The sequence below is a fragment of the Streptomyces sp. NPDC047974 genome, assembly GCF_040653375.1.
Classification (GTDB): domain Bacteria; phylum Actinomycetota; class Actinomycetes; order Streptomycetales; family Streptomycetaceae; genus Streptomyces.
The window spans coordinates 52,751-71,457 of sequence record NZ_JBEZNU010000020.1 but is presented as its reverse complement, the minus strand read 5'-3'; the positions used below and the strand labels follow the sequence as shown (position 1 = coordinate 71,457).

Genomic DNA, 18,707 nt, shown 5'->3' with positions numbered 1-18,707 from the left:
CCGGGCGTCAGGAGGCCTCGTCGAAGTAGGCGTCCAGGACGGCGTCGAGCCCGGCCTCCCAGCCCGTGATGTGCCCCCTGTCCGGCGCGATGATCTCGATCGGGTACCAGCGCCGGTCAGGGGTGTGCACGGTGACGGTGAACCGCTTCCCGAACCGCCCCTTCCCGCTCTCGACGGCGGCGATCTCGTCCCAGCGGAACTCGCACGCCTCCTCGTCGTAGCTCAGCCGCACGCCCTCGGCGTCGGCGACGATCCGCCCCCGCCGGTCGGCGGCCTCGAAGACCGGCCCGCCGCCTTCGGCGACCGCCGGGGCGGCGTCCTCGTCGGCGCCCTCGTCGGCGTCCACGTCGGATTCCTCGGCCGCGGCCACGACCGCGTCCCGGGGCTCGTCCTCCGGCCCGGGCGCGTCGTCGAGGGGCGCCACGACCCCCGTGATGCCGGGGACGAACGCCGGATCGGCCGAAGCGGCGTGCAGGGGCTGCTGTATGGGTCCGTTGCTCTGCTCCACGGCGGCAGTATGGCCGACGCCGCTTTGAAGGGCCCATACAGGGGTCAGTCGAGGACCGCGAGCGCGTCGATCTCGATGAGGAGGCCCTTCGGGAGGCCGACGTAGACGGTGGTGCGGGCGGCCGGCGGGGCCTTGAGGTCCTGCTCCTCGAAGTACCGGTTGTAGAGCTCGTTCATCTCGGCGAAGTGGTCCACGTCCGTGAGGTAGACGCGCATCATCATCACGTCGTCCCAGCTCGCGCCGCCCTCCTCCAGGATCGCCTTGACGTTGGCGAAGGTCTGGAGGGTCTGCTCGCGCAGGGTCGGGCCGGCCGGCGTCGGGGGCTGCCCCTCGACGGCCGGGAGGAAGCCGACCTGGCCGGCGACCTGGAGGATGTTCCCCTTGCGCACGCCGTGCGAGAACTTCGCGGGCGGGGTGGTGTGGGTCGCGGGGGTGATCGCGGTCTTCTCACTCATCGTCAGTGGCCTCTGTTTCCTTCGGTGGGGTCGTTCCGGAGTAGTCGTGGCTGATCGCCTCGGCCGTACGGCGCACCAGCGGCAGCAGGGCGAGGAGCTCCTCGGCCGTGACCACCACGTTGGGCGCGGAGACGGACATCGCGGCGACGACGCGCCCGTCGGCGCCGTGGATCGGGGCGGCGACGCAGTTGATGGACTCCTCGTGGCCGCCGAGGTCGGTGGCCCAGCCCTGCTCGCGCACGGCCGCCAGCTCCTGGAGGAAGGCGGCGGCGTCGGGGGTGGAGCGGGGCGTGTAGCGGGGGTAGTCGAGCTTGGCGGCGAGGGCGCGGCGCTCGGGCTCGGGCAGGTCGGCGAGGAGGAGTTTGGCGACGGCCGCGACGGTGATGGCGACGGGCTTGCCGATCCGCGAGTACATGCGGACGGGGTAGCGGCTCTCGACCTTGTCGATGTAGAGCACCTCGCCGTCCTCGTGGACGGCGAGGTGGACGGTGTGGCCGGTGCGTTCGTTGAGCGCGGCGAGGTGGGGGTGGGCGATCTCGCGCACGTCGAGGTTCTCGACGGCCTCCTGGGCGAGCGCGAAGAGCCGGGCGCCGAGGCGGTAGCGCTGGTCCTGCTGCCGGTAGACGAGCCCGTGTTCGTGGAGGGTGCGCAGCAGCCGCAGGGCGGTGGACTTGTGCACGCCGAGCCGGTCGGCGACCTGCCCGAGGTCGGCGGGTCCCTGCGCGAGCAGCGGCAGGATGCTGAGCGCGCGGTCGACGGTCTGGCTCATCGGGTACGTACCTCCTCGTCGGCCTCCGCACCGGCGGACGTCCACCCGGGGCCGAGGTGCAGTCTCCCCCAGGCGTCGTCGTCGAGCCCGGCGAGCCGGTCGGCGCGGGCGCGCCGGGGCGGGGCGGCGAGGTCGCCGGGGACGGTGAGCGCGGCGGCGGCGGCGAGGTGGCCGTGGCGCAGCCGGTCGTTCATGGGCAGCCCGCGCAGCAGCGCCGAGAGGAATCCGGCGGCGAATCCGTCGCCGGCGCCGACGGAGGCGACGACGTCGACGCGGGGCGCCGGGACGGTGGTGACCGTGTCGGCGCTGCCGTCCGCGGGCCGTTCGAAGGCGACGGCCGGGCCCTCGCCGCTCTTGACGACGAGGACCCGGGGGTCGGGCAGGAGGGCGCGGACGGCTTCGGGGTCGGGGGTGTCCCAGAGGCGTGCGGCCTCGTCCGCGCCGACGAAGACCAGGTCGGCCCGGTCGGCGAGGTCCCGCAGGACCCGCGGGGCCTCGCCGTCCCGCCAGAGCGCGGGCCGGTGGTTGACGTCGAAGGAGAGGAGCGGGCGGCCGGGGCGGGGCGCGGTCAGCTCGTCCAGGAGGGACCGGCAGTCGGCGGAGAGGGCGGCGGTGATGCCGGTGAGGTGGAGGATCCGCGTGTCGGCGACGGTGGCGTAGGGGACGGTTTCCGGGGACATGGCGGAGGCGGCGGAGCCGGCCCGGTAGTAGACGACCTCGTGCGCGTCGGTGGACCGGTCAGCGTCGGTGCGGAAGTAGACGCCGGTGGGCCGGTGCGGGTCGCGGCGGACGGCGCCGGTGTCGACTCCGTACGCTGCGATCGTGTCGAGCAGGTGGTCGCCGAAGCCGTCGGCGCCGACCCGGCCGACCCAGCGGACGCGGTGTCCGGCGGCGGCGAGCGCGCAGGCCACGTTGGACTCGGCGCCGCCGACGGCGCGGGTGAAGGCGGGGACGTCGGCGAGTCGGCCCGGCCGGGAGGGGAGGAAGGTCACCATGGACTCGCCCACGCAGACGACGTCGTACGACGGTCCTGGCACGGTCACGCTCCCGCTGGTCCTCGAACCGGTCCATTGACCCGGCCTCGGCCCGGATGTTAGACAGCGGTGAGCGATATACGCAATGGGCGTTGCACACAATGCAACGCTTGAAGGAGGGATCATGCCGACCGACCTGTCGGACGAGCGCGTCGACCACCGCTTCAAGGGCCTCCCGCCGGACGCCGAGGGCCTGACCGTCGGCGAGCTGGCCGCCCAGCGCCGCTCCCTCTTCACCGGCGGCTTCACCACCCCGGTCCTCGCCCTCTCCGCCGAGTCCGTCGAGCACAACCTCCGCGCCCTGGAGGAGTACGCCGAACGCCACGGCCTCGCGTTCGCCCCGCACGGCAAGACCTCGATGGCGCCGGTCCTCTTCCACCGCCAGATCGAGCACGGCGCCTGGGGCATCACCGCCGCCGTCCCCCACCAGGTGCGGGTCTGCCGGGCCCACGGGATCGACCGGGTCTTCCTCGCCAACGAGGTCGTCGACCCGGCGGCGCTGCGCTGGCTCTCGGCCGAGCTGGACGCCCACCCGGACTTCCGCCTGGTCTGCTACGTCGACTCGGTGCGCGGGGTCGAGCTGATGGACGCGGCGCTGCGCGCGGCCGGGGCCCGGCGCCCGCTGGACGTGGTGGTGGAGCTGGGCGCCGGCGAGGGGGCGCGCACCGGCGTGCGCACGGAGGCGGAGTGCGCGGCCGTCGCCGACGCGGTCGCCGCGACGACCACGCTCCGGCTCGTCGGCGTCGCCGGCTACGAGGCCGAGGTGCCGGGCGCGGACGGGGAGTCGGTCCGTGCCTGGCTGCGGCGGCTGACCGGGCTCGCGGTCGCCTTCGACAAGGACGGCCGCTTCGACCCGGCCGCCGGCGAGATCGTGGTGAGCGCGGGCGGCAGCTCGTGGTTCGACGCGGTCGCCGACGTGTTCGCGGAGATTCCGGAACTCTCCCTCCCGGTCCTGAAGCTGCTGCGCTCGGGCGCGTACGTCTCGCACGACGACGGGCAGTACCGCGAGAAGACGCCCTTCAACCGGATCCCCGAGGAGGGCGCGCTCCAGCCGGCGTTCCGCCTCTGGTCGCAGGTGGTGTCGCGGCCGTCCGACGGTCAGGCGTTCACCAACGCGGGCAAGCGGGACGCCGCGTACGACCTCCACCTGCCGGAGGCGCAGGTGGTGCGGGACGCCAGGACGGGCGAGGTCCGGGCCGCCGACGGGGTCACCGTGACGGCGCTCTCCGACCAGCACGCCTGGCTGCGCACCGAGGGCGGCGCGGGGGTGGAGGTCGGCGACTGGGTCGGGATGGGCCTGTCGCACCCGTGCACCTCCTTCGACAAGTGGCAGCTGATCCCGCTGGTCGAGGCGGACGGCACGGTCGTCGACTACGTCCGCACCTTCTTCTGACCGGGGGCCGGGGATGACGGATCTGGTCTTCCGGGACGCCGAGGTCGTCGACGGATCCGGCGCGCCCTCCTACCGGGCCGACGTGGCGGTCGAGGACGGCAGGATCGTCTCGATCGTGAAGGAGGCCGCGGCGGCCGGCTGCCAGCGGCCGACGGCCACCCGGATCGTCGACGCGGAGGGCCTCGCCCTGTCCCCCGGCTTCGTCGACATGCACGCCCACAGCGACCTCGCGCTGCTCCGCGACCCGGAGCACACCGCGAAGGCCGCGCAGGGCGTGACGCTGGAGGTCCTGGGCCAGGACGGGCTGTCGTACGCGCCGGTGGACGACCGCACCCGCGAGGAGGTGCGGCGGGCGATCGCGGGCTGGAACGGCGGTGGCCCCGGCGACACGACCGTGGACCTGGACTGGCGGACGGTCGGCGGGTACCTGGACCGGCTCGACTCCGCCCACGGCGGCCGGGGCATCGCGGTGAACGCCGCCTACCTCGTGCCGCAGGGCACGGTCCGGATGTACGCGATGGGCTGGGAGGACCGGCCCGCGACCGCCGCCGAGCTCGACCGGATGCGCCGGCTCGTCGCCGAGGGCCTGGAGCAGGGCGCGGTCGGCATGTCCTCCGGCCTCACCTACACCCCCGGCATGTACGCCCCCCACGCCGAACTCACCGAGCTGTGCCGGGTGGTGGCGGAGTACGGCGGCTACTACTGCCCCCACCACCGCAGTTACGGGGCGGGGGCGCTGCGCGCGTACGAGGAGATGATCGCGCTGACCCGGGAGGCGGGCTGCGCGCTCCACCTGGCGCACGCCACGATGAACTTCGCCGAGAACGAGGGCCGCGCCCCCGAACTCCTCGCCCTCCTCGACCGGGCCCTGGACGCCGGCGCGGACCTCAGCCTCGACACGTACCCCTACACCCCCGGCTGTACGACCCTGCTCGCGCTGCTCCCGTCGTGGGCGCAGGAGGGCGGCCCGGAGGCGGTCCTGGCGCGGCTCGCGGACGGGGCGGCGGCGGAGCGGATGCGGTATGACCTGGAGGTCACCGGTTCGGACGGCTGCCACGGGGTGCCGGTCGACTGGCGGACGGTGGAGGTCTCGGGCGTCTCGGACCCGGCCCTCGCGGACCGGGTGGGCCGGCGGCTCGCCGGCTGGGAGGAGGCGCGGGCGCTGCTCCTCGCCGACCGGCTCGGCACCACGATCCTCCAGCACGTGGGCCACGAGGGGAACGTGCGGGCGATCATGCGCCACCGGGTCCACACGGGCGGTTCGGACGGCATCCTCCAGGGCGCCAAGCCGCATCCGCGCGCCTACGGCACCTTCCCCGAGTACCTGGGGCGGTACGTCCGCGAGGAGGGCGTCCTCTCGCTGGAGGAGTGCGTGGCCCATCTGACCTCGCGCCCGGCGGCCCGGCTCAGGCTGCCCGACCGGGGCCTCGTGAAGGAGGGGTACGTGGCGGACCTGGTGCTGTTCGATCCGGCGACGGTCGCGGCGGGAGCCACGTACGAGGCCCCCCGCACCCTGCCCGTCGGCATCCCGCACGTCCTGGTCGCGGGCCGCTTCGTCATCGAGGACGGCCACCGCACGGACGTCCTCGCGGGCCGCTCGGTGCGCCGGACGCCGCTCTAGACGCGCTCCTTCGGGCGGGCGGCCGAAGGCCACCGGTCGCGCCGCAGCCAGACCGCGCCGAGGGCGAGGACGAGGGCGGCGGCGACGAAGCCGTACCAGGGGGTGCGGCCGGAGGGCTGCGTCTCGTAGACGAGGGCCGCCGAGACCACGGCGAGCACCTGCCCGCCCCGGCTGTGCCAGGCGACGGCCGCGACGACGGCCGTGCCCCACAACAGGTACCAGGGCTGCACCATCGGCGAGAGGGCGACCAGCGCGACGAGCCCGTACCCGAGCCCGAGGACGGGGTCGATCCGCCCCCGGTACGCCCGCCACGCGAGGGCCGCGATGATCGCGGCGGCGGCGAGCAGCCCCAGTTTCTGGACGACCGCCTTGACCGGCTCGGGGTCGTCGGCGACCAGGGTGCCGAGCGCGAGGCCGAGGTCGCTGGTGAGCGAGAGCGGGGTGTGGATGGCCCCGGCGACGGACTGCGTCCCCAGCCAGCCGAAGCCGGTCCCCGCGAGGAGGCCGGCCGCGGCGGCGACCGCGGCGGCGACGGCCGGCGGAAGCAGCAGCCCCTTCAGGAGCCCGCCGCGCCGGGCGACGACCACCGCGATGAAGAGGAGCGCGACGGCCGCCGGCGACTTCACCATCACGGCGCAGCCGACGAGCACGCTGCCGAGGACCCACCGGCCGCGCACGGCGAGGAGCACCCCGCCGAGCATCAGTCCGACCATGAGCCCGTCGTTGTGGGCGCCGCCGACGACGTGGATCAGCCAGAGCGGGTTGAGCACGGCGAGCCAGAGGGCCCCGTCGCCGCGCCCGAAGCCGCGCACCGCCCAGACGGTGAGGGCGAGCGCGCCGACGGCGACGAGCCGCAGCAGCAGGACGGACGGGACGACGGCCCCGCCGGTCAGCTTCACCACGCCCTCGGCGAGGAGCAGGAAGACGGGCCCGTACGGCGCCGGGGTGTCGGTCCAGTTGCCGCCGACGCTCGCCGCCGCGTCCGCCCCGAGCTGTCCGGGCCCGAGCGCGGAGGGCCCGGCGCCGTAGACGTCGTACCCCTCCAGGACCATCGCGCCCTGCGCGATGTAGCTGTACACGTCGGCGCTGTGCAGCGGAGGGGCGACCAGCAGCGGCGCGGCCCACGCGGCGAGGGTGACCAGGACCCGGTCCTGGACACCGCGTGCGAGGAGCACGCCGTACCGCCACCAGGCCGCGACGAGCAGGGTCAGTCCGACCGCCGCGACGACGGCCCCGGCGGTCTCGGCGGCGCCGTGCCGCGGCGCCCACAGGGACCCGCCGCCGACCACGGGCAGCGCCCCGGCCGCGTATCCGCCCAGGGTCACGCCGACCGCGCCCACCGCACCCAGCCACCGGCACCCGGAAGCACTCACCACCCACATGACCTGCAAACCTACCGTCCCCCGCGGTGGGCGCCCGTCCCGCGGGGGTGCTTCAGCGCTGGCCCCTGCCGTTCGCGCGTCCCCGTCCCGGCTTGTCGGCCGTCGCGGTGGCGCTGGGCGTGGCGGTCGGGGTCCCGGCCTCCGTCGACGGCTCCGCCGTGGCGGACGCCCCGGCCGGGGCGGTGGCGGACGCGCCGGGCGTCGTCGGCGTCCCGGGGCTCGCCGGGTGGCTCGCGCCGCGGCTCGCCGACGGCGGAGCCGAGGGTGTCGGAGCCGTACCGCTCCGGTCCGGATCCGTCTGGATCAGCGCGGGCAGACCCCCGCCTCCCCCGTCCGCGTCCCGTTCGGCCGGCCGCTTTCCCCCGCCTCCGCCGGTCAGCGCCACCGCGCCGAGGCCGAGCGCCGCGGCCCCGCCGACGGCGATCAGCCACACCGCCCCGCGCCCGCGCCGGGCGGAGGCGTGCCGGCGGCGCGCGGGTCTCTCAGGGTCCTCGAAGCTCATGGCCCCGCATTGTAGGGATCCCGGCGATCACCCGGAGGAGGCCCGTCCCCGCCCGACGTGTCCGAGAACACCACGCGTCCCGCCCCCGCCCGCCGTAAGCTCTCGTCATGCAGGTGATCCAGTCCACGAAGCTCGCCAACGTCTGTTACGAAATCCGGGGCCCGGTGCTCGAAGAGGCGATGCGGCTCGAAGCCGCGGGTCATCGCATCCTCAAGCTCAACACCGGAAACCCCGCGGCCTTCGGCTTCGAGTGCCCGCCCGCGATCCTGGAGGACGTCCTCCGGAACCTCTCCGAGGCGCACGGCTACGGGGACGCGAAGGGCCTGCTGTCCGCCCGCCGCGCGGTGATGAGCCACTACGAGACCAAGGGCATCCACCTCTCGGTCGAGGACATCTACCTCGGCAACGGCGTCTCCGAGCTGATCCAGATGGCGATGCAGGCGCTGCTGGACGACGGCGACGAGGTCCTCGTCCCGGCCCCCGACTACCCGCTGTGGACGGCGTCCGTCTCCCTCGCGGGCGGTACGGCGGTGCACTACCGCTGCGACGAGCAGGCGGACTGGATGCCGGACCTCGCCGACATCGAGCGGAAGATCACCGACCGCACCAAGGCGATCGTGATCATCAACCCGAACAACCCCACGGGCGCCGTGTACGACGACGAGATGCTCCGCTCGCTCACGGACCTCGCCCGCCGTCACGACCTCGTCGTCTGCTCGGACGAGATCTACGACAAGATCCTCTACGACGGCGCCACCCACACGCCGACCGCCGCGATCGCCCCCGACCTGCTGTGCCTCACCTTCAACGGCATGAGCAAGAACTACCGGGTGGCCGGTTTCCGCTCCGGCTGGCTCGCGGTCTGCGGCCCGAAGCACCACGCCTCCTCGTACATCGAGGGGCTGACGATCCTGGCGAACATGCGGCTGTGCGCCAACATGCCGGCCCAGCACGCGGTGGCCGCCGCGCTCCAGGGGCGGCAGTCGATCGAGGACCTGGTGCTGCCGGGCGGGCGGCTCCTGGAGCAGCGGAACACCGCGTACGAGCTGCTGACCTCGATCCCGGGCGTGACGTGCGTGAAGCCGAAGGGCGCGCTGTACCTCTTCCCGCGGCTGGACCCGAACGTCTACAAGGTCAAGGACGACCGGCAGATGGTCCTGGACCTGCTCCGGGCCGAGAAGATCATGGTGGTGCACGGGACGGGCTTCAACTGGCACGAGCCGGACCACTTCCGGATCGTGACGCTGCCGTCGGTCGCGGACCTCACGGACGCGGTGACGCGGATCGGCCGCTTCCTGGACGGCTACAGCCAGCCCTGACCGCCACCGCGGGCGGCACCCCGGCCTTGACCCACCCTTGAACCGGACCGGAATCAACTTTAGACGGAATCTAAGCTAGGCTGGTCTCCGAGCAGTCAGGAGGCCGTCCCATGTACGAACCGATCCGCACCCCCTCGGTCCACACGACGGCCGGCGCGCCCGGCACCTTCCCGCACCGTTCCCGCGAGGAGGAGCTGGACATCCAGCTCGCCGGCCACCTCTCCGCCCTGCTCGCGGTCACCGACGAGCTCGGCGACGGCGAGGGCGGCGAGCAGATCGCCCGCCAGGTGGCCCGCCTGCGCGGCGCGCCCCCCGCCCGGCACGCCGCCCTGAGCGGTGCCACCCCCGAGTCGCTCCACCGCAAGGCCCACGCCCTCGCCGGCCGGGCCCTGCTCGTCGCCGCCTCGCGCGCCGACACCTCCGCCGCCATCCTCGCGGCCACCCGCATGGACACCCACACCGCGGCCCTCACCGCCGCCCCCTAGTCGGCCCCGGGCCGCGCGGCACGAACCGCCCGGCCCGGGAGCCATCCACCCCAGGGTCCACACCCACCCGGCACCGCCCCGCACCACCCCACGCCCCGCACCGCCCCCACCCCGCCGCACCGTCCGGACGCCATCCGGCGGCCATTCCTCCGGTTCCCATCCGGGATCGCTCCTTCACCTGCCGTCCACCCAACTCCCTCTGGAATGTGGGTTTCCGCGAGCACGCTGCCCGCGTGAGACGCATCCTGGGAATCGTCCTGGCCGTCCTGCTCCTCGGCGGCGTGGCCGCCGTCCTCGTGACGGGCGGCGAAAAGGACAAGGGCACGGCAACGAAGACCGTGCGAGGAGTCATCGGCTCGGAGAAGAGCGAGTTCTTCTCCGACCCCGACGTCGTGAAGGCCCTGTCCGCCAAGGGCTTCACCGTGAGCACCGAGACCTCCGGGTCCTGGGACATGGAGCAACTCCCCCTTGAGGGGTACGACTTCGCGTTCCCGTCCTCGAAGGGACCGGCCGACGAGCTGCGCGCCAAGGCCCCCGACAAGGCCGCCGCCGCGCCGCTGCGCCCGTTCTACTCGCCCCTCGTGGTCGTCGCGCACAGCAACGCCGCCCGGGTCCTCGCCGGCAACGGCCTGGCCACCCTCGGCGCCCGCGGCACCAGCGGCATCCTCAAGATGGACGCCTATCTGGCCGCCGTCCGCGCCGACCGCGGCTGGCGCCAGCTCAAGGGCGCCGACCAGCACGCCGAGCTGAGCGGGACGCTCTTCATCACCTCCACCGACCCGGTGGCCTCCAACTCCGGCGCCCTCTACCTCGCCGCCGCGAGCTACGTCGCCGACGGCGGCCGGGTCGCCGACGGCAAGGAGGCCGTCGCCCGCACCGCCCCGCTGCTCCGCAAGCTCACCCAGGTGCAGGGCGCCCAGCAGACGAGCTCCGACGCCCCCTTCCGGGACTTCGTGAGCGGCGTCGGCAACCCCCTCGTGCTCGTGTACGAGTCCCAGGTCGCCGCCCAGCTGCTCGCCGGCCGGCCCATGGGCGACCTCGTCGTGCTCTACCCGGACACGACGGTGAACAGCGACCACACCCTCGTACCGCTCACCGAGGACGGCAAGGAGCTGGGCCGGCTGCTCTCCGAGGACCCGGAGCTGCGCCGCCTCGCCGTCCGGCACGGCTTCCGGCCGCAGGGCGCCGCACCCGAGTTCACCGAGGCCACCAACCAGTACGGCGAATACCTCAACCAGACACTGACCGGAGTCCGCCAGGCGCCCGTGCCCACCGGCGCGGTGCTGCGCGACATGGCGCGGCGGGCCCGTGACCAGGGGGGCACCGCATGACCGATCCGACCGACCCGCGCGCCGGCGGCGCGCCCCGCAACCCCTACGCGGGTCCGCCCGAGTCGACCTTCCTGCTGACCCCGCCCGAGCAGGACGCGCCGCTCGTCCTCACCCCGCCCGCCCCGGCCCCCGTGGTCCGCGCCGAGCAGGCCTCCGGCCTGGTGCCGCTGGACGAGTCGGTGCGTGCCGAGACGGCCCGGCGTGCCGAGGAGTACGTGGGCTCGCTCGCCGGACTCGACGCGCGCTCCCCGGAGTTCGCGGAACGCATCGGCGAGATCGCGGCGCTCGGCTCCGGCGAGATGCGGGCCGCCGCCCAGCAGTCGAACCGGATGCTGGACCGCACGGTCCGCTCCCTCGGCCAGGGCGGCGGCGACGCCTCCGCCCGCGTCGGCTCCTCGCTCGTCGAACTCCGGCGCACGGTCGAGGACCTGGATCCCCGGGACACCCCCGGCAAGGGCCTCAAGGGCCTCCTCGCCAAGCTGCCCGGCGGCAACAGGTTCCGCGACCACGTCGCCAAGTACGCCTCCTCGCAGGCGACGCTCAACCGGATCGTCGGCTCGCTGCGCGGCGGACAGGACGAACTGCGCCGCGACAACGCCGCGCTGCAGACCGAGCGGGCCCGGCTCTGGGAGACCATGGGCAAGCTCCAGGAGTTCGCCGTCCTCACCGAGGCCCTCGACGCGGCCGTCGAGCAGCGCATCACCGGCACCCACGACCCGGCCGAGGCGGACGCGCTCCGCGCCGACGTCCTCTTCCCGGTCCGCCAGAAGCACCAGGACCTCCTGACCCAACTCGCCGTCTGCGCACAGGGCTACCTCGCGATGGACGTGGTCCGGCGGAACAACGACGAGCTGATCAAGGGCGTGGACCGAGCCGCGACGACGACCCTGTCGGCGCTGCGGATCGCGGTCATGCTCGCCTCCGCCCTGGAGAACCAGCGCAAGGTCACCGAGCAGGTGAACGTGCTCCGCTCGACCACCGAGGACCTGATCCGGGGCAACGCCGAGATGCTCTCCACCCAGGCCGGCGAGATCCAGCGGATCGCCGCCGACCCGGCGGTCGGCGCCGAGACCCTGCGCGACGCCTTCCACCAGATCTACCGCACGCTCGACGCCATCGACACGTACAAGGTCCAGGCGACCGAGGCGATGGCGGCGACCGTCTCCTCCCTCACGAGCGAACTCCAGGAAGCGAGCGCCCACTTGGACCGCAGCCGCCGCACGAGCGCACGGGAAGGCGGCCCCTCCGCATGAGACCCCGCACGCTCCCCCGCCTCCTGGCGGGCCTCGCGCTCACCCTGCTCCTCACCGCCACCGCGGGCTCCTGCGGCACGATCGACAACTCGGTCGGCGGCACCGGCGAGCAGCGCGACAAGACCGACTCCAGGCCCGCCGAGCCCGGCACCCTCCGCGTCCTCGCCTCCTCCGAACTCGCCGACATGGCACCGGTCCTGGAGGACGCGCGCAAGGCGACCGGCGTCACCGTCCGCACCACCTACGCGGGCACCCTCGACGCCGTCGAGCAGATCGCCTCGGGCCGGGCCGAGAAGGAGTACGACGCCGTCTGGCTCTCCTCCAACGACTACCTGCGGCTGCGCCCCGACACCGCCGGCCGGATCACCAACGAGACCCCGGTGATGACCTCCCCGGTGGCGCTCGGCGTCCGCCCCGAGGTCGTCACCCGGCTCGGCTGGGACCCGAAGAAGGTCACCTGGTCGCAGCTCCACCAGGCGGTCGCCGAGGGCCGGCTGACGTACGGCATGACCGACCCCAAGCGCTCCAACTCCGGTTTCTCCGCGCTGGTCTCGGTCGCCTCGGGTCTCTCCGGCGCCCAGTCCGCGCTGAGCGACCGGGACGTGGCGAAGGCGACCCCGAAGCTCCGCGAGTTCTTCACCGGCCAGAAGCTCACCTCCGGCTCCTCCGGCTGGCTCGCCGCCGCCTACGGCCGCCGCACCGACGTCGACGCGCTGGTCAACTACGAGTCGGTGCTGCTCTCCGCGCCCGGCGACCTCACCGTGATCCGCCCCTCCGACGGCGTCGTCACCGCCGACTACCCGCTCACCCTGCTCACCGCGGCCCCCGGCACCGCCAAGGACTCGGCCCAGCGGCTCACCACCTACCTCCGCACCCCGGAGGCACAGCGCCGGATCACCGAGACCACCCTGCGCCGCCCGGTCGTCGCCGGCGTCGCCCCGTCGGCCCGGCTCGACCGCGACCTGCGGCGCGAGCTGCCCTTCCCCGGCAGCCGTTCGGTCGCCGACGGCCTGCTCGACGCGTACGACAACACGCTGCGCCGGCCCTCCCGCACGGTCTACGTCCTGGACACCTCGGGCTCGATGCGCGGCGAGCGGCTGACCCGCCTCAAGGAGGCGATCGCCGAGCTGACGGGGGACTTCCGGGACCGCGAGGAGGTCACCCTGATGCCCTTCGGCTCCGAGGTGAAGAGCGCCGAGGTGCGTACGTACACGGTCGACCCGAAGGACCCGGCGAAGGCCAGGGACGCCCTCCGCGCCGATGCCGGGCAGCTGTCCGCCTCCGGCGGCACCGCGATCTACTCCAGCCTGACCGAGGCCTACCGCAGCCTGGGCGCCGCGCCCCGCGACACCTTCACCTCGGTCGTGCTCATGACGGACGGGGAGAACACCGACGGGATGAAGGCCGCCGACTTCGACGCCTTCTTCCGGGCGCTGCCCGACGAGCAGCGGCACACCCCGGTCTTCCCGGTCCTCTTCGGCGACTCCGACCGCAGCGAGCTGGACCACATCGCGGACCTGACCGGCGGCAAGCTCTTCGACGCGACGAAGGGCTCCCTGGAGGGCGCCTTCGAGGAGATCCGTGGCTACCAGTGACCGCGTGCTCCGGTACGCGGAGTCCCGCAAGAACCTCACCGGCTGCCTCTGCGGCCTGGCCGGGCTCGGCATCGGCCTCACCGGCGCGGCCGGCGGCCTCTGGCCGCTCGTGGTGCTCGGCCTGTACGGCGCGGGCGCGCTGATCGCCCCGCCGGAGCGGCCGGACGCCCCGGCCTTCCCGAGCGCCGACGAGCAGCTGGAGTCGCTGCGCGAGGACCACGCCACCCTGCGGGAGTACCTCGCGGAGGTGGAGCTGCCGGAGCGGGCCCGCGAGCGGCTCGACGAGCTGGACGTGCTCTTCGAGGCGCTGCTCGAACCGGGCTGGGTCAGCGACCCGGAGCACCTGCACGTGCTGGCCCGCGCGGTCCGCCAGGACGTGCCGGAGGCGGTCGACGCCTTCGTCCGCACCCGCTGGTGGAGCCGGGTGAACCCGGGCTCCGAGCCTCCCGAGCGCCATCTGGAGCGGCAGCTGGCCGCCCTGCGCGAGGAGGCCGGCCGGATCGCCGCGGCACTCCAGGAGGCGGAGGAGCTCCGTCAGCGGGCGCACACCCGCTACCTGGAGGACCGGGGTGACTGATCCCCGCACGGGGAGATGCGCCGGCCCCGGAGCCTGAGGGGGCTCCGGGGCCGGTTGCGTCGTGGTGGACCGTCGTGACCCCACTGGTCAGGGCGGTATGTCGGGGCAGCCCACCACGAGTCTCATGCTGCTACGGGATCAGCCCAGGCGCTCGACCAGCGCGCGGTACTCGTCCCACAGCTCCTTCGGCGTGTGGCTGCCGAAGGTCTCCAGGTGCGCGGGGACCAGGGCGGCCTCCTCGCGCCAGACGTCCTTGTCGACGGTGAGCAGGAAGTCCAGGTCCTCGTCGGCCAGGTCCAGGCCGTCGGTGTCCAGGGCCTCCCGGGTCGGCAGGACGCCGATCGGGGTGTCGACGCCCTCGGCCTTGCCGTCGAGGCGCTCGACGATCCACTTGAGGACGCGGCTGTTCTCGCCGAAGCCGGGCCAGACGAACTTGCCGGCGTCGTTCTTGCGGAACCAGTTCACGTAGTAGATCTTCGGCAGCTTCGCCGCGTCGGCGGTGGCACCGACCTTGACCCAGTGGGCCATGTAGTCGCCCATGTTGTAGCCGCAGAACGGCAGCATGGCGAAGGGGTCGCGGCGCAGCTCGCCGACCTTGCCCTCGGCGGCGGCGGTCTTCTCGGAGGCCACGTTGGCGCCGAGGAAGACGCCGTGGTTCCAGTCGAAGGACTCGGTGACCAGCGGGACGGCGGTGGCGCGGCGGCCGCCGAAGAGGATCGCCGAGATCGGCACGCCCTTCGGGTCCTCCCACTCCGGCGCGATGATCGGGCACTGCCCGGCCGGGACGGTGAAGCGGGCGTTCGGGTGGGCGGCGGGCGTCTCGGACGCGGGCGTCCAGTCGTTGCCCTTCCAGTCCGTGAGGTGCGCGGGCGCCGTCTCGGTCATGCCCTCCCACCACACGTCGCCGTCGTCGGTGAGCGCGACGTTGGTGAAGACGGAGTTGCCCCACATGGTCTTCATGGCGTTGGCGTTGGTGTGCTCGCCGGTGCCGGGCGCGACGCCGAAGAAGCCGGCCTCGGGGTTGATGGCGTAGAGGCGGCCGTCCTCGCCGAAGCGCATCCAGGCGATGTCGTCGCCGATGGTCTCCACGGTCCAGCCGGGGATGGTCGGCTCCAGCATGGCGAGGTTGGTCTTGCCGCAGGCCGACGGGAAGGCGGCGGCGACGTACTTCGCCTCGGCCAGGCCGGAGGCGGAGGGCGGCGGGGTCAGCTTGAGGATGAGCATGTGCTCGGCGAGCCAGCCCTCGTCACGGGCCATGACGGAGGCGATGCGCAGGGCGTAGCACTTCTTGCCGAGGAGCGCGTTGCCGCCGTAGCCGGAGCCGTACGACCAGATCTCGCGGGTCTCCGGGAAGTGCGAGATGTACTTGGTGGAGTTGCACGGCCACGGCACGTCCTCCTGGCCCTCCGCGAGGGGGGCGCCGAGGGTGTGGACGGCCTTCACGAAGAAGCCGTCGGTGCCGAGCTCGTCGAGGACGGCCTGGCCCATGCGGGTCATGGTGCGCATGGAGACCGCGACGTAGGCGGAGTCGGTGATCTCGACGCCGATGGCGGAGAGCGGGGAGCCGACCGGGCCCATGCAGAAGGGGACCACGTACATGGTGCGGCCCTTCATGGAGCCGCGGAAGATGCCCTCGGAGCCCGCGAAGAGCTCCTTCATCTCCGCCGGGGCCTTCCAGTGGTTGGTCGGGCCGGCGTCCTCCTCCTTCTCGGAGCAGATGAAGGTCCGGTCCTCGACGCGGGCGACGTCGGTCGGGTCGGAGGCGGCGTAGTACGAGTTCGGGCGCTTCACCGGGTCGAGCTTCGTGAACGTGCCCTTGGCGACGAGCTCCTCGCACAGGCGCTCGTACTCGGCTTCGGAGCCGTCGCACCAGACGATGCTGTCCGGCTGCGTGATCTCGGCGATCTCGTTCACCCAGGAGACGAGCTCCTGGTGCTGGGTGGGAAGGGGAGCCGCGTTGTCGCGCGCCACGATTGCTCCTTGTAGAGGGGTGTATTCCGCTGTCTGCCCCGTGGGGGCCGCGACCCGGATGCGTCGTAGCTGCTCATCCGGTGCCGACCGCACTCATTTGATCATCCGCTGGATACGCCCATATGTCCAGGGGGGTGCACACGTGAGCATCGCCACTCGTATCCGGCACCTACGGGGCCGTAGGTACGATTCCGTGTCATGACTGCAGCCACGCCGGAAGTGACCCCGGTCGAGCCCGAACCGACCGCCCAGGCCCCGTCGCTCCCGCTGAAGCCACGGCTCAGGGGCTGGCTGCACGCGGGCATGTTCCCCGCCGTGATCGTCGCCGGACTGGTCCTCGTCGCCCTCTCCGACTCCCCGCGCGCCCGGATCGCCTGCGGGATCTACGTCCTCACCGCCTGCCTGCTCTTCGGCATCAGCGCGCTCTACCACCGGGGGAACTGGGGCCCGCGCGGCGAGGCCGTCCTGCGCCGCCTCGACCACGCCAACATCTTCCTGATCATCGCGGGCACCTACACCCCGCTCACCCTGCTGCTGCTCCCGGACTCCACCGCGAAGCCGCTCATGTGGGCGGTCTGGGCCGCCGCGGCCGCCGGCATCGCCTTCCGCGTCTTCTGGGTCGGCGCCCCCCGCTGGCTCTACACCCCCTGCTACATCGCCATGGGCTGGGCCGCCGTGTTCTTCCTCCCCGACTTCATGCGGACCGGCGGCATCGCCGTCCTCGTCCTGGTCGTCGTCGGCGGCCTGCTCTACAGCGCCGGCGGCGTCATCTACGGCATGAAGCGCCCGAACCCGTCCCCCCGCTGGTTCGGCTTCCACGAGGTCTTCCACTCCTTCACCCTCGCCGCCTTCATCGTCCACTACGTCGGCATCTCCCTGGTCGCCTACCAGTCCTGACCAGGGATGACACGGCAGAATGACCCCATGGCCAGTGGTCTGAGGGAACGCAAGAAGCAGAAGACCCGCGCGGCGATCCGCCGGGCCGGACGACGGATCGCCGCCGCCCACGGCTGGGAGGCCGCCACCATCGAGCGCATCGCCGCCGAGGCCGACGTCTCCCCCTCCACCGTCGTCCGCTACTTCCCGGTCCGCGAGGACATCCTCCTCACCGACGAGGACGACGAGCGCCTCGAAGCCCTGCTGCGCGCCCGCCCGGCCGACGAGGATCCCCTCGAATCCCTCCGCGCGGTCGTCGTCGAGGCCATCGGCACGGCCCTGGCCGCCGACCCGGAGGAGCTCCGGGTCCGCGCCCGGCTGATGGCCGACACCCCCGCCGTCCGCGCCCGGCTCACCGAGACCACCGCCGAGACCGGCCGCCGGCTCGCCCGCGCCCTCGCCGACCGCACCGGCCGCGCCCCCGACGACCTGGAGGTCCGGGTCTTCGCCGCCGCCGTCCTCGGCGCCCTGCGCGAGGCCGTCCTCTACTGGGCCGAGCGCGGCCTCGCCGAGGACCTCACGGCACTGCTGCACCGCACCCTCGACACCCTCAGGGCCGGGCCGGCGCTCCCAGCGCGCCCCTGAGCACCTCGGCCGAGCGCGGATTGGCGGCGCATCCCCACACCCCGTGCGGGCAGTAGTCGGTCACCGTCTGGTAGACGGGCCGGTGCAGGGCGAACCAGTCGAGCATCCCCCGGACGTACGCCGGGTTGTCCCCGTTCCGGAAGAGCCCCCACTCCGGGTACGAGACGGGCTTGCCGTGCGCCTTCGCGAAGGCCACGTGGTGCGCGAGCCCGTACTCCTCGGCCACCTGCTCCTCGAAGGAGACCCCCTCGGGCTGGTCGTAGGCGTCCATCCCGATGATGTCGACGACGTCGTCGCCCGGGTAGCAGTCCGGCCACGGCACCGCGTCCCGTCCCCGGCTCGGCGTGAAGTCGAAGCGGAACCGCTGCCCCTCGACCCCCCGCAGCACCCCGACCACCTGCCGCCAGTACGCCTTCCAGGCCGCCGGGTCCGGCCCGCAGCGGTGCCCGTACGTGGTGCCGTTCATCTCCCAGCCGAGCACCAGGACCGCGTCCCCGAGCCCGTGCTCCACCAGCCCCTCGCCCAGCGCCTCGAAGTGCCCGTCGAAGGCACCGGCCGCCCCGCGCCGCAGCCCCTCCCGCACCTCGGCGTCGGTCAGCCCGGCCTCGTTGCGGTCCATCATCGGCACGTTCAGCACGAAGAGCCGCCCGGGCCGCTCGGCCTTCCACCGCGCCCAGGGCGCGAAGAGCTCCGGATGGCCCTCGATGTTCGACCAGCGGTCGCCCGGCAGATAGGTGTGCCCGACCGTCAGCCGCCCGCCGCCCAGCCACGCCTGCGCCCCGGCGATCCGCCGCACGCCCTCCGCGTCGGAGCCGGTGAAGAAGCCGGACGGCACCCCGGACAGCGGCGAGGGCTCGGGCGCGGGCGCGGCGTGCCGCTCGCCCGGCGCGAGCCGGCCGACGATCCCGGGCAGGAGCACGAGCGCGGCGACGGCCGCGAGCAGCACCAGAAGTGCGGCCCGCGGCCGGGAGCGATGGCGGGGACGACTCAC

18 protein-coding genes are annotated in these 18,707 nt (G+C 73.6%); 10 read left to right on the top strand and 8 right to left on the bottom strand.

What is annotated here, in order from left to right:
* Positions 1 to 7 precede the first annotated feature (7 nt).
* From AB0E19_RS26075 to AB0E19_RS26060, 4 genes are read right to left on the bottom strand one after another with little or no spacing between them, the layout of a single operon-like run.
* Positions 8 to 508 carry a hypothetical protein gene (locus AB0E19_RS26075; RefSeq protein WP_362184611.1) on the bottom strand — a complete coding sequence of 167 codons (501 nt, stop codon included), beginning with the start codon at positions 506 to 508 and terminating at the stop codon, positions 8 to 10.
* Positions 509 to 552: 44 nt separating this feature from the next.
* Positions 553 to 963, bottom strand: a complete 411-nt coding sequence (locus AB0E19_RS26070; protein WP_362184610.1) for a RidA family protein — start codon at positions 961 to 963, stop codon at positions 553 to 555.
* Entirely contained in the window at positions 956 to 1,732 is a 777-nt protein-coding gene (locus tag AB0E19_RS26065) for an IclR family transcriptional regulator (protein WP_362184609.1), read from the bottom strand. Before AB0E19_RS26065 ends, AB0E19_RS26070 begins: the two co-directional genes overlap by 8 nt.
* Positions 1,729 to 2,775: a sugar kinase gene (locus AB0E19_RS26060; RefSeq protein ID WP_362184608.1), complete on the bottom strand. Its 1,047-nt coding sequence runs from the start codon at positions 2,773 to 2,775 to the stop codon at positions 1,729 to 1,731. The genes AB0E19_RS26065 and AB0E19_RS26060 overlap by 4 nt, the downstream gene beginning before the upstream one ends.
* Before the next feature lie 115 nt (positions 2,776 to 2,890).
* Here AB0E19_RS26060 and AB0E19_RS26055 point away from each other — a divergent pair, with 115 nt between their 5' ends.
* Together AB0E19_RS26055 and AB0E19_RS26050 are read left to right on the top strand one after the other, a co-directional pair.
* A complete protein-coding gene (locus AB0E19_RS26055) occupies positions 2,891 to 4,159 on the top strand; it encodes an alanine racemase (RefSeq protein WP_362184607.1) in 1,269 nt (422 codons plus the stop codon).
* Positions 4,160 to 4,172: 13 nt separating this feature from the next.
* Positions 4,173 to 5,780, top strand: a complete 1,608-nt coding sequence (locus tag AB0E19_RS26050) for an amidohydrolase family protein (RefSeq protein WP_362184606.1) — start codon at positions 4,173 to 4,175, stop codon at positions 5,778 to 5,780.
* Here the strand turns inward: AB0E19_RS26050 and mptB are convergent.
* Positions 5,777 to 7,162 carry a polyprenol phosphomannose-dependent alpha 1,6 mannosyltransferase MptB gene (gene mptB / locus AB0E19_RS26045; protein ID WP_362184605.1) on the bottom strand — a complete coding sequence of 462 codons (1,386 nt, stop codon included), beginning with the start codon at positions 7,160 to 7,162 and terminating at the stop codon, positions 5,777 to 5,779. The genes AB0E19_RS26050 and mptB overlap by 4 nt on opposite strands.
* Before the next feature lie 52 nt (positions 7,163 to 7,214).
* Positions 7,215 to 7,664, bottom strand: a complete 450-nt coding sequence (locus tag AB0E19_RS26040) for a hypothetical protein (protein WP_362184604.1) — start codon at positions 7,662 to 7,664, stop codon at positions 7,215 to 7,217.
* 107 nt (positions 7,665 to 7,771) lie between these two features.
* Here AB0E19_RS26040 and AB0E19_RS26035 point away from each other — a divergent pair, with 107 nt between their 5' ends.
* The 6 genes from AB0E19_RS26035 to AB0E19_RS26010 all read left to right on the top strand — a co-directional run bounded on the left by AB0E19_RS26035 (position 7,772) and on the right by AB0E19_RS26010 (position 14,224).
* Positions 7,772 to 8,983, top strand: a complete 1,212-nt coding sequence (locus AB0E19_RS26035; protein WP_362184603.1) for a pyridoxal phosphate-dependent aminotransferase — start codon at positions 7,772 to 7,774, stop codon at positions 8,981 to 8,983.
* Positions 8,984 to 9,093: 110 nt separating this feature from the next.
* Entirely contained in the window at positions 9,094 to 9,468 is a 375-nt protein-coding gene (locus AB0E19_RS26030; RefSeq protein WP_362184602.1) for a hypothetical protein, read from the top strand.
* 206 nt (positions 9,469 to 9,674) lie between these two features.
* Complete coding sequence (locus AB0E19_RS26025) at positions 9,675 to 10,799, top strand: hypothetical protein (protein ID WP_362184601.1); 1,125 nt, start codon at positions 9,675 to 9,677, stop codon at positions 10,797 to 10,799.
* Positions 10,796 to 12,052, top strand: a complete 1,257-nt coding sequence (locus tag AB0E19_RS26020) for a toxic anion resistance protein (RefSeq protein ID WP_362184600.1) — start codon at positions 10,796 to 10,798, stop codon at positions 12,050 to 12,052. Before AB0E19_RS26025 ends, AB0E19_RS26020 begins: the two co-directional genes overlap by 4 nt.
* Positions 12,049 to 13,647 (top strand): VWA domain-containing protein, encoded by a 1,599-nt coding sequence (locus tag AB0E19_RS26015; RefSeq protein ID WP_362184599.1) that lies wholly within the window; start codon positions 12,049 to 12,051, stop codon positions 13,645 to 13,647. The genes AB0E19_RS26020 and AB0E19_RS26015 overlap by 4 nt, the downstream gene beginning before the upstream one ends.
* Positions 13,634 to 14,224: a hypothetical protein gene (locus AB0E19_RS26010; protein WP_362184598.1), complete on the top strand. Its 591-nt coding sequence runs from the start codon at positions 13,634 to 13,636 to the stop codon at positions 14,222 to 14,224. The genes AB0E19_RS26015 and AB0E19_RS26010 overlap by 14 nt, the downstream gene beginning before the upstream one ends.
* A 138-nt stretch (positions 14,225 to 14,362) precedes the next feature.
* Here AB0E19_RS26010 and AB0E19_RS26005 read toward each other — a convergent pair whose 3' ends face one another.
* Entirely contained in the window at positions 14,363 to 16,195 is a 1,833-nt protein-coding gene (locus AB0E19_RS26005; protein WP_362184597.1) for a phosphoenolpyruvate carboxykinase (GTP), read from the bottom strand.
* Between the two features lie 198 nt (positions 16,196 to 16,393).
* Between AB0E19_RS26005 and AB0E19_RS26000 the strand changes: the two genes are divergently transcribed.
* Both AB0E19_RS26000 and AB0E19_RS25995 read left to right on the top strand, forming a co-directional pair.
* On the top strand, positions 16,394 to 17,092 hold the full coding sequence (locus tag AB0E19_RS26000) for a hemolysin III family protein (protein WP_362184596.1): 699 nt from the start codon (positions 16,394 to 16,396) through the stop codon (positions 17,090 to 17,092).
* A 27-nt stretch (positions 17,093 to 17,119) separates the two neighbouring features.
* Positions 17,120 to 17,716 (top strand): TetR family transcriptional regulator, encoded by a 597-nt coding sequence (locus tag AB0E19_RS25995; RefSeq protein ID WP_362184595.1) that lies wholly within the window; start codon positions 17,120 to 17,122, stop codon positions 17,714 to 17,716.
* On the opposite strand, the gene AB0E19_RS25990 is transcribed toward AB0E19_RS25995, so the two are convergent.
* Positions 17,682 to 18,707 carry a glycosyl hydrolase gene (locus AB0E19_RS25990; protein ID WP_362184594.1) on the bottom strand — a complete coding sequence of 342 codons (1,026 nt, stop codon included), beginning with the start codon at positions 18,705 to 18,707 and terminating at the stop codon, positions 17,682 to 17,684. The two genes, AB0E19_RS25995 and AB0E19_RS25990, sit on opposite strands and share 35 nt — an antisense overlap.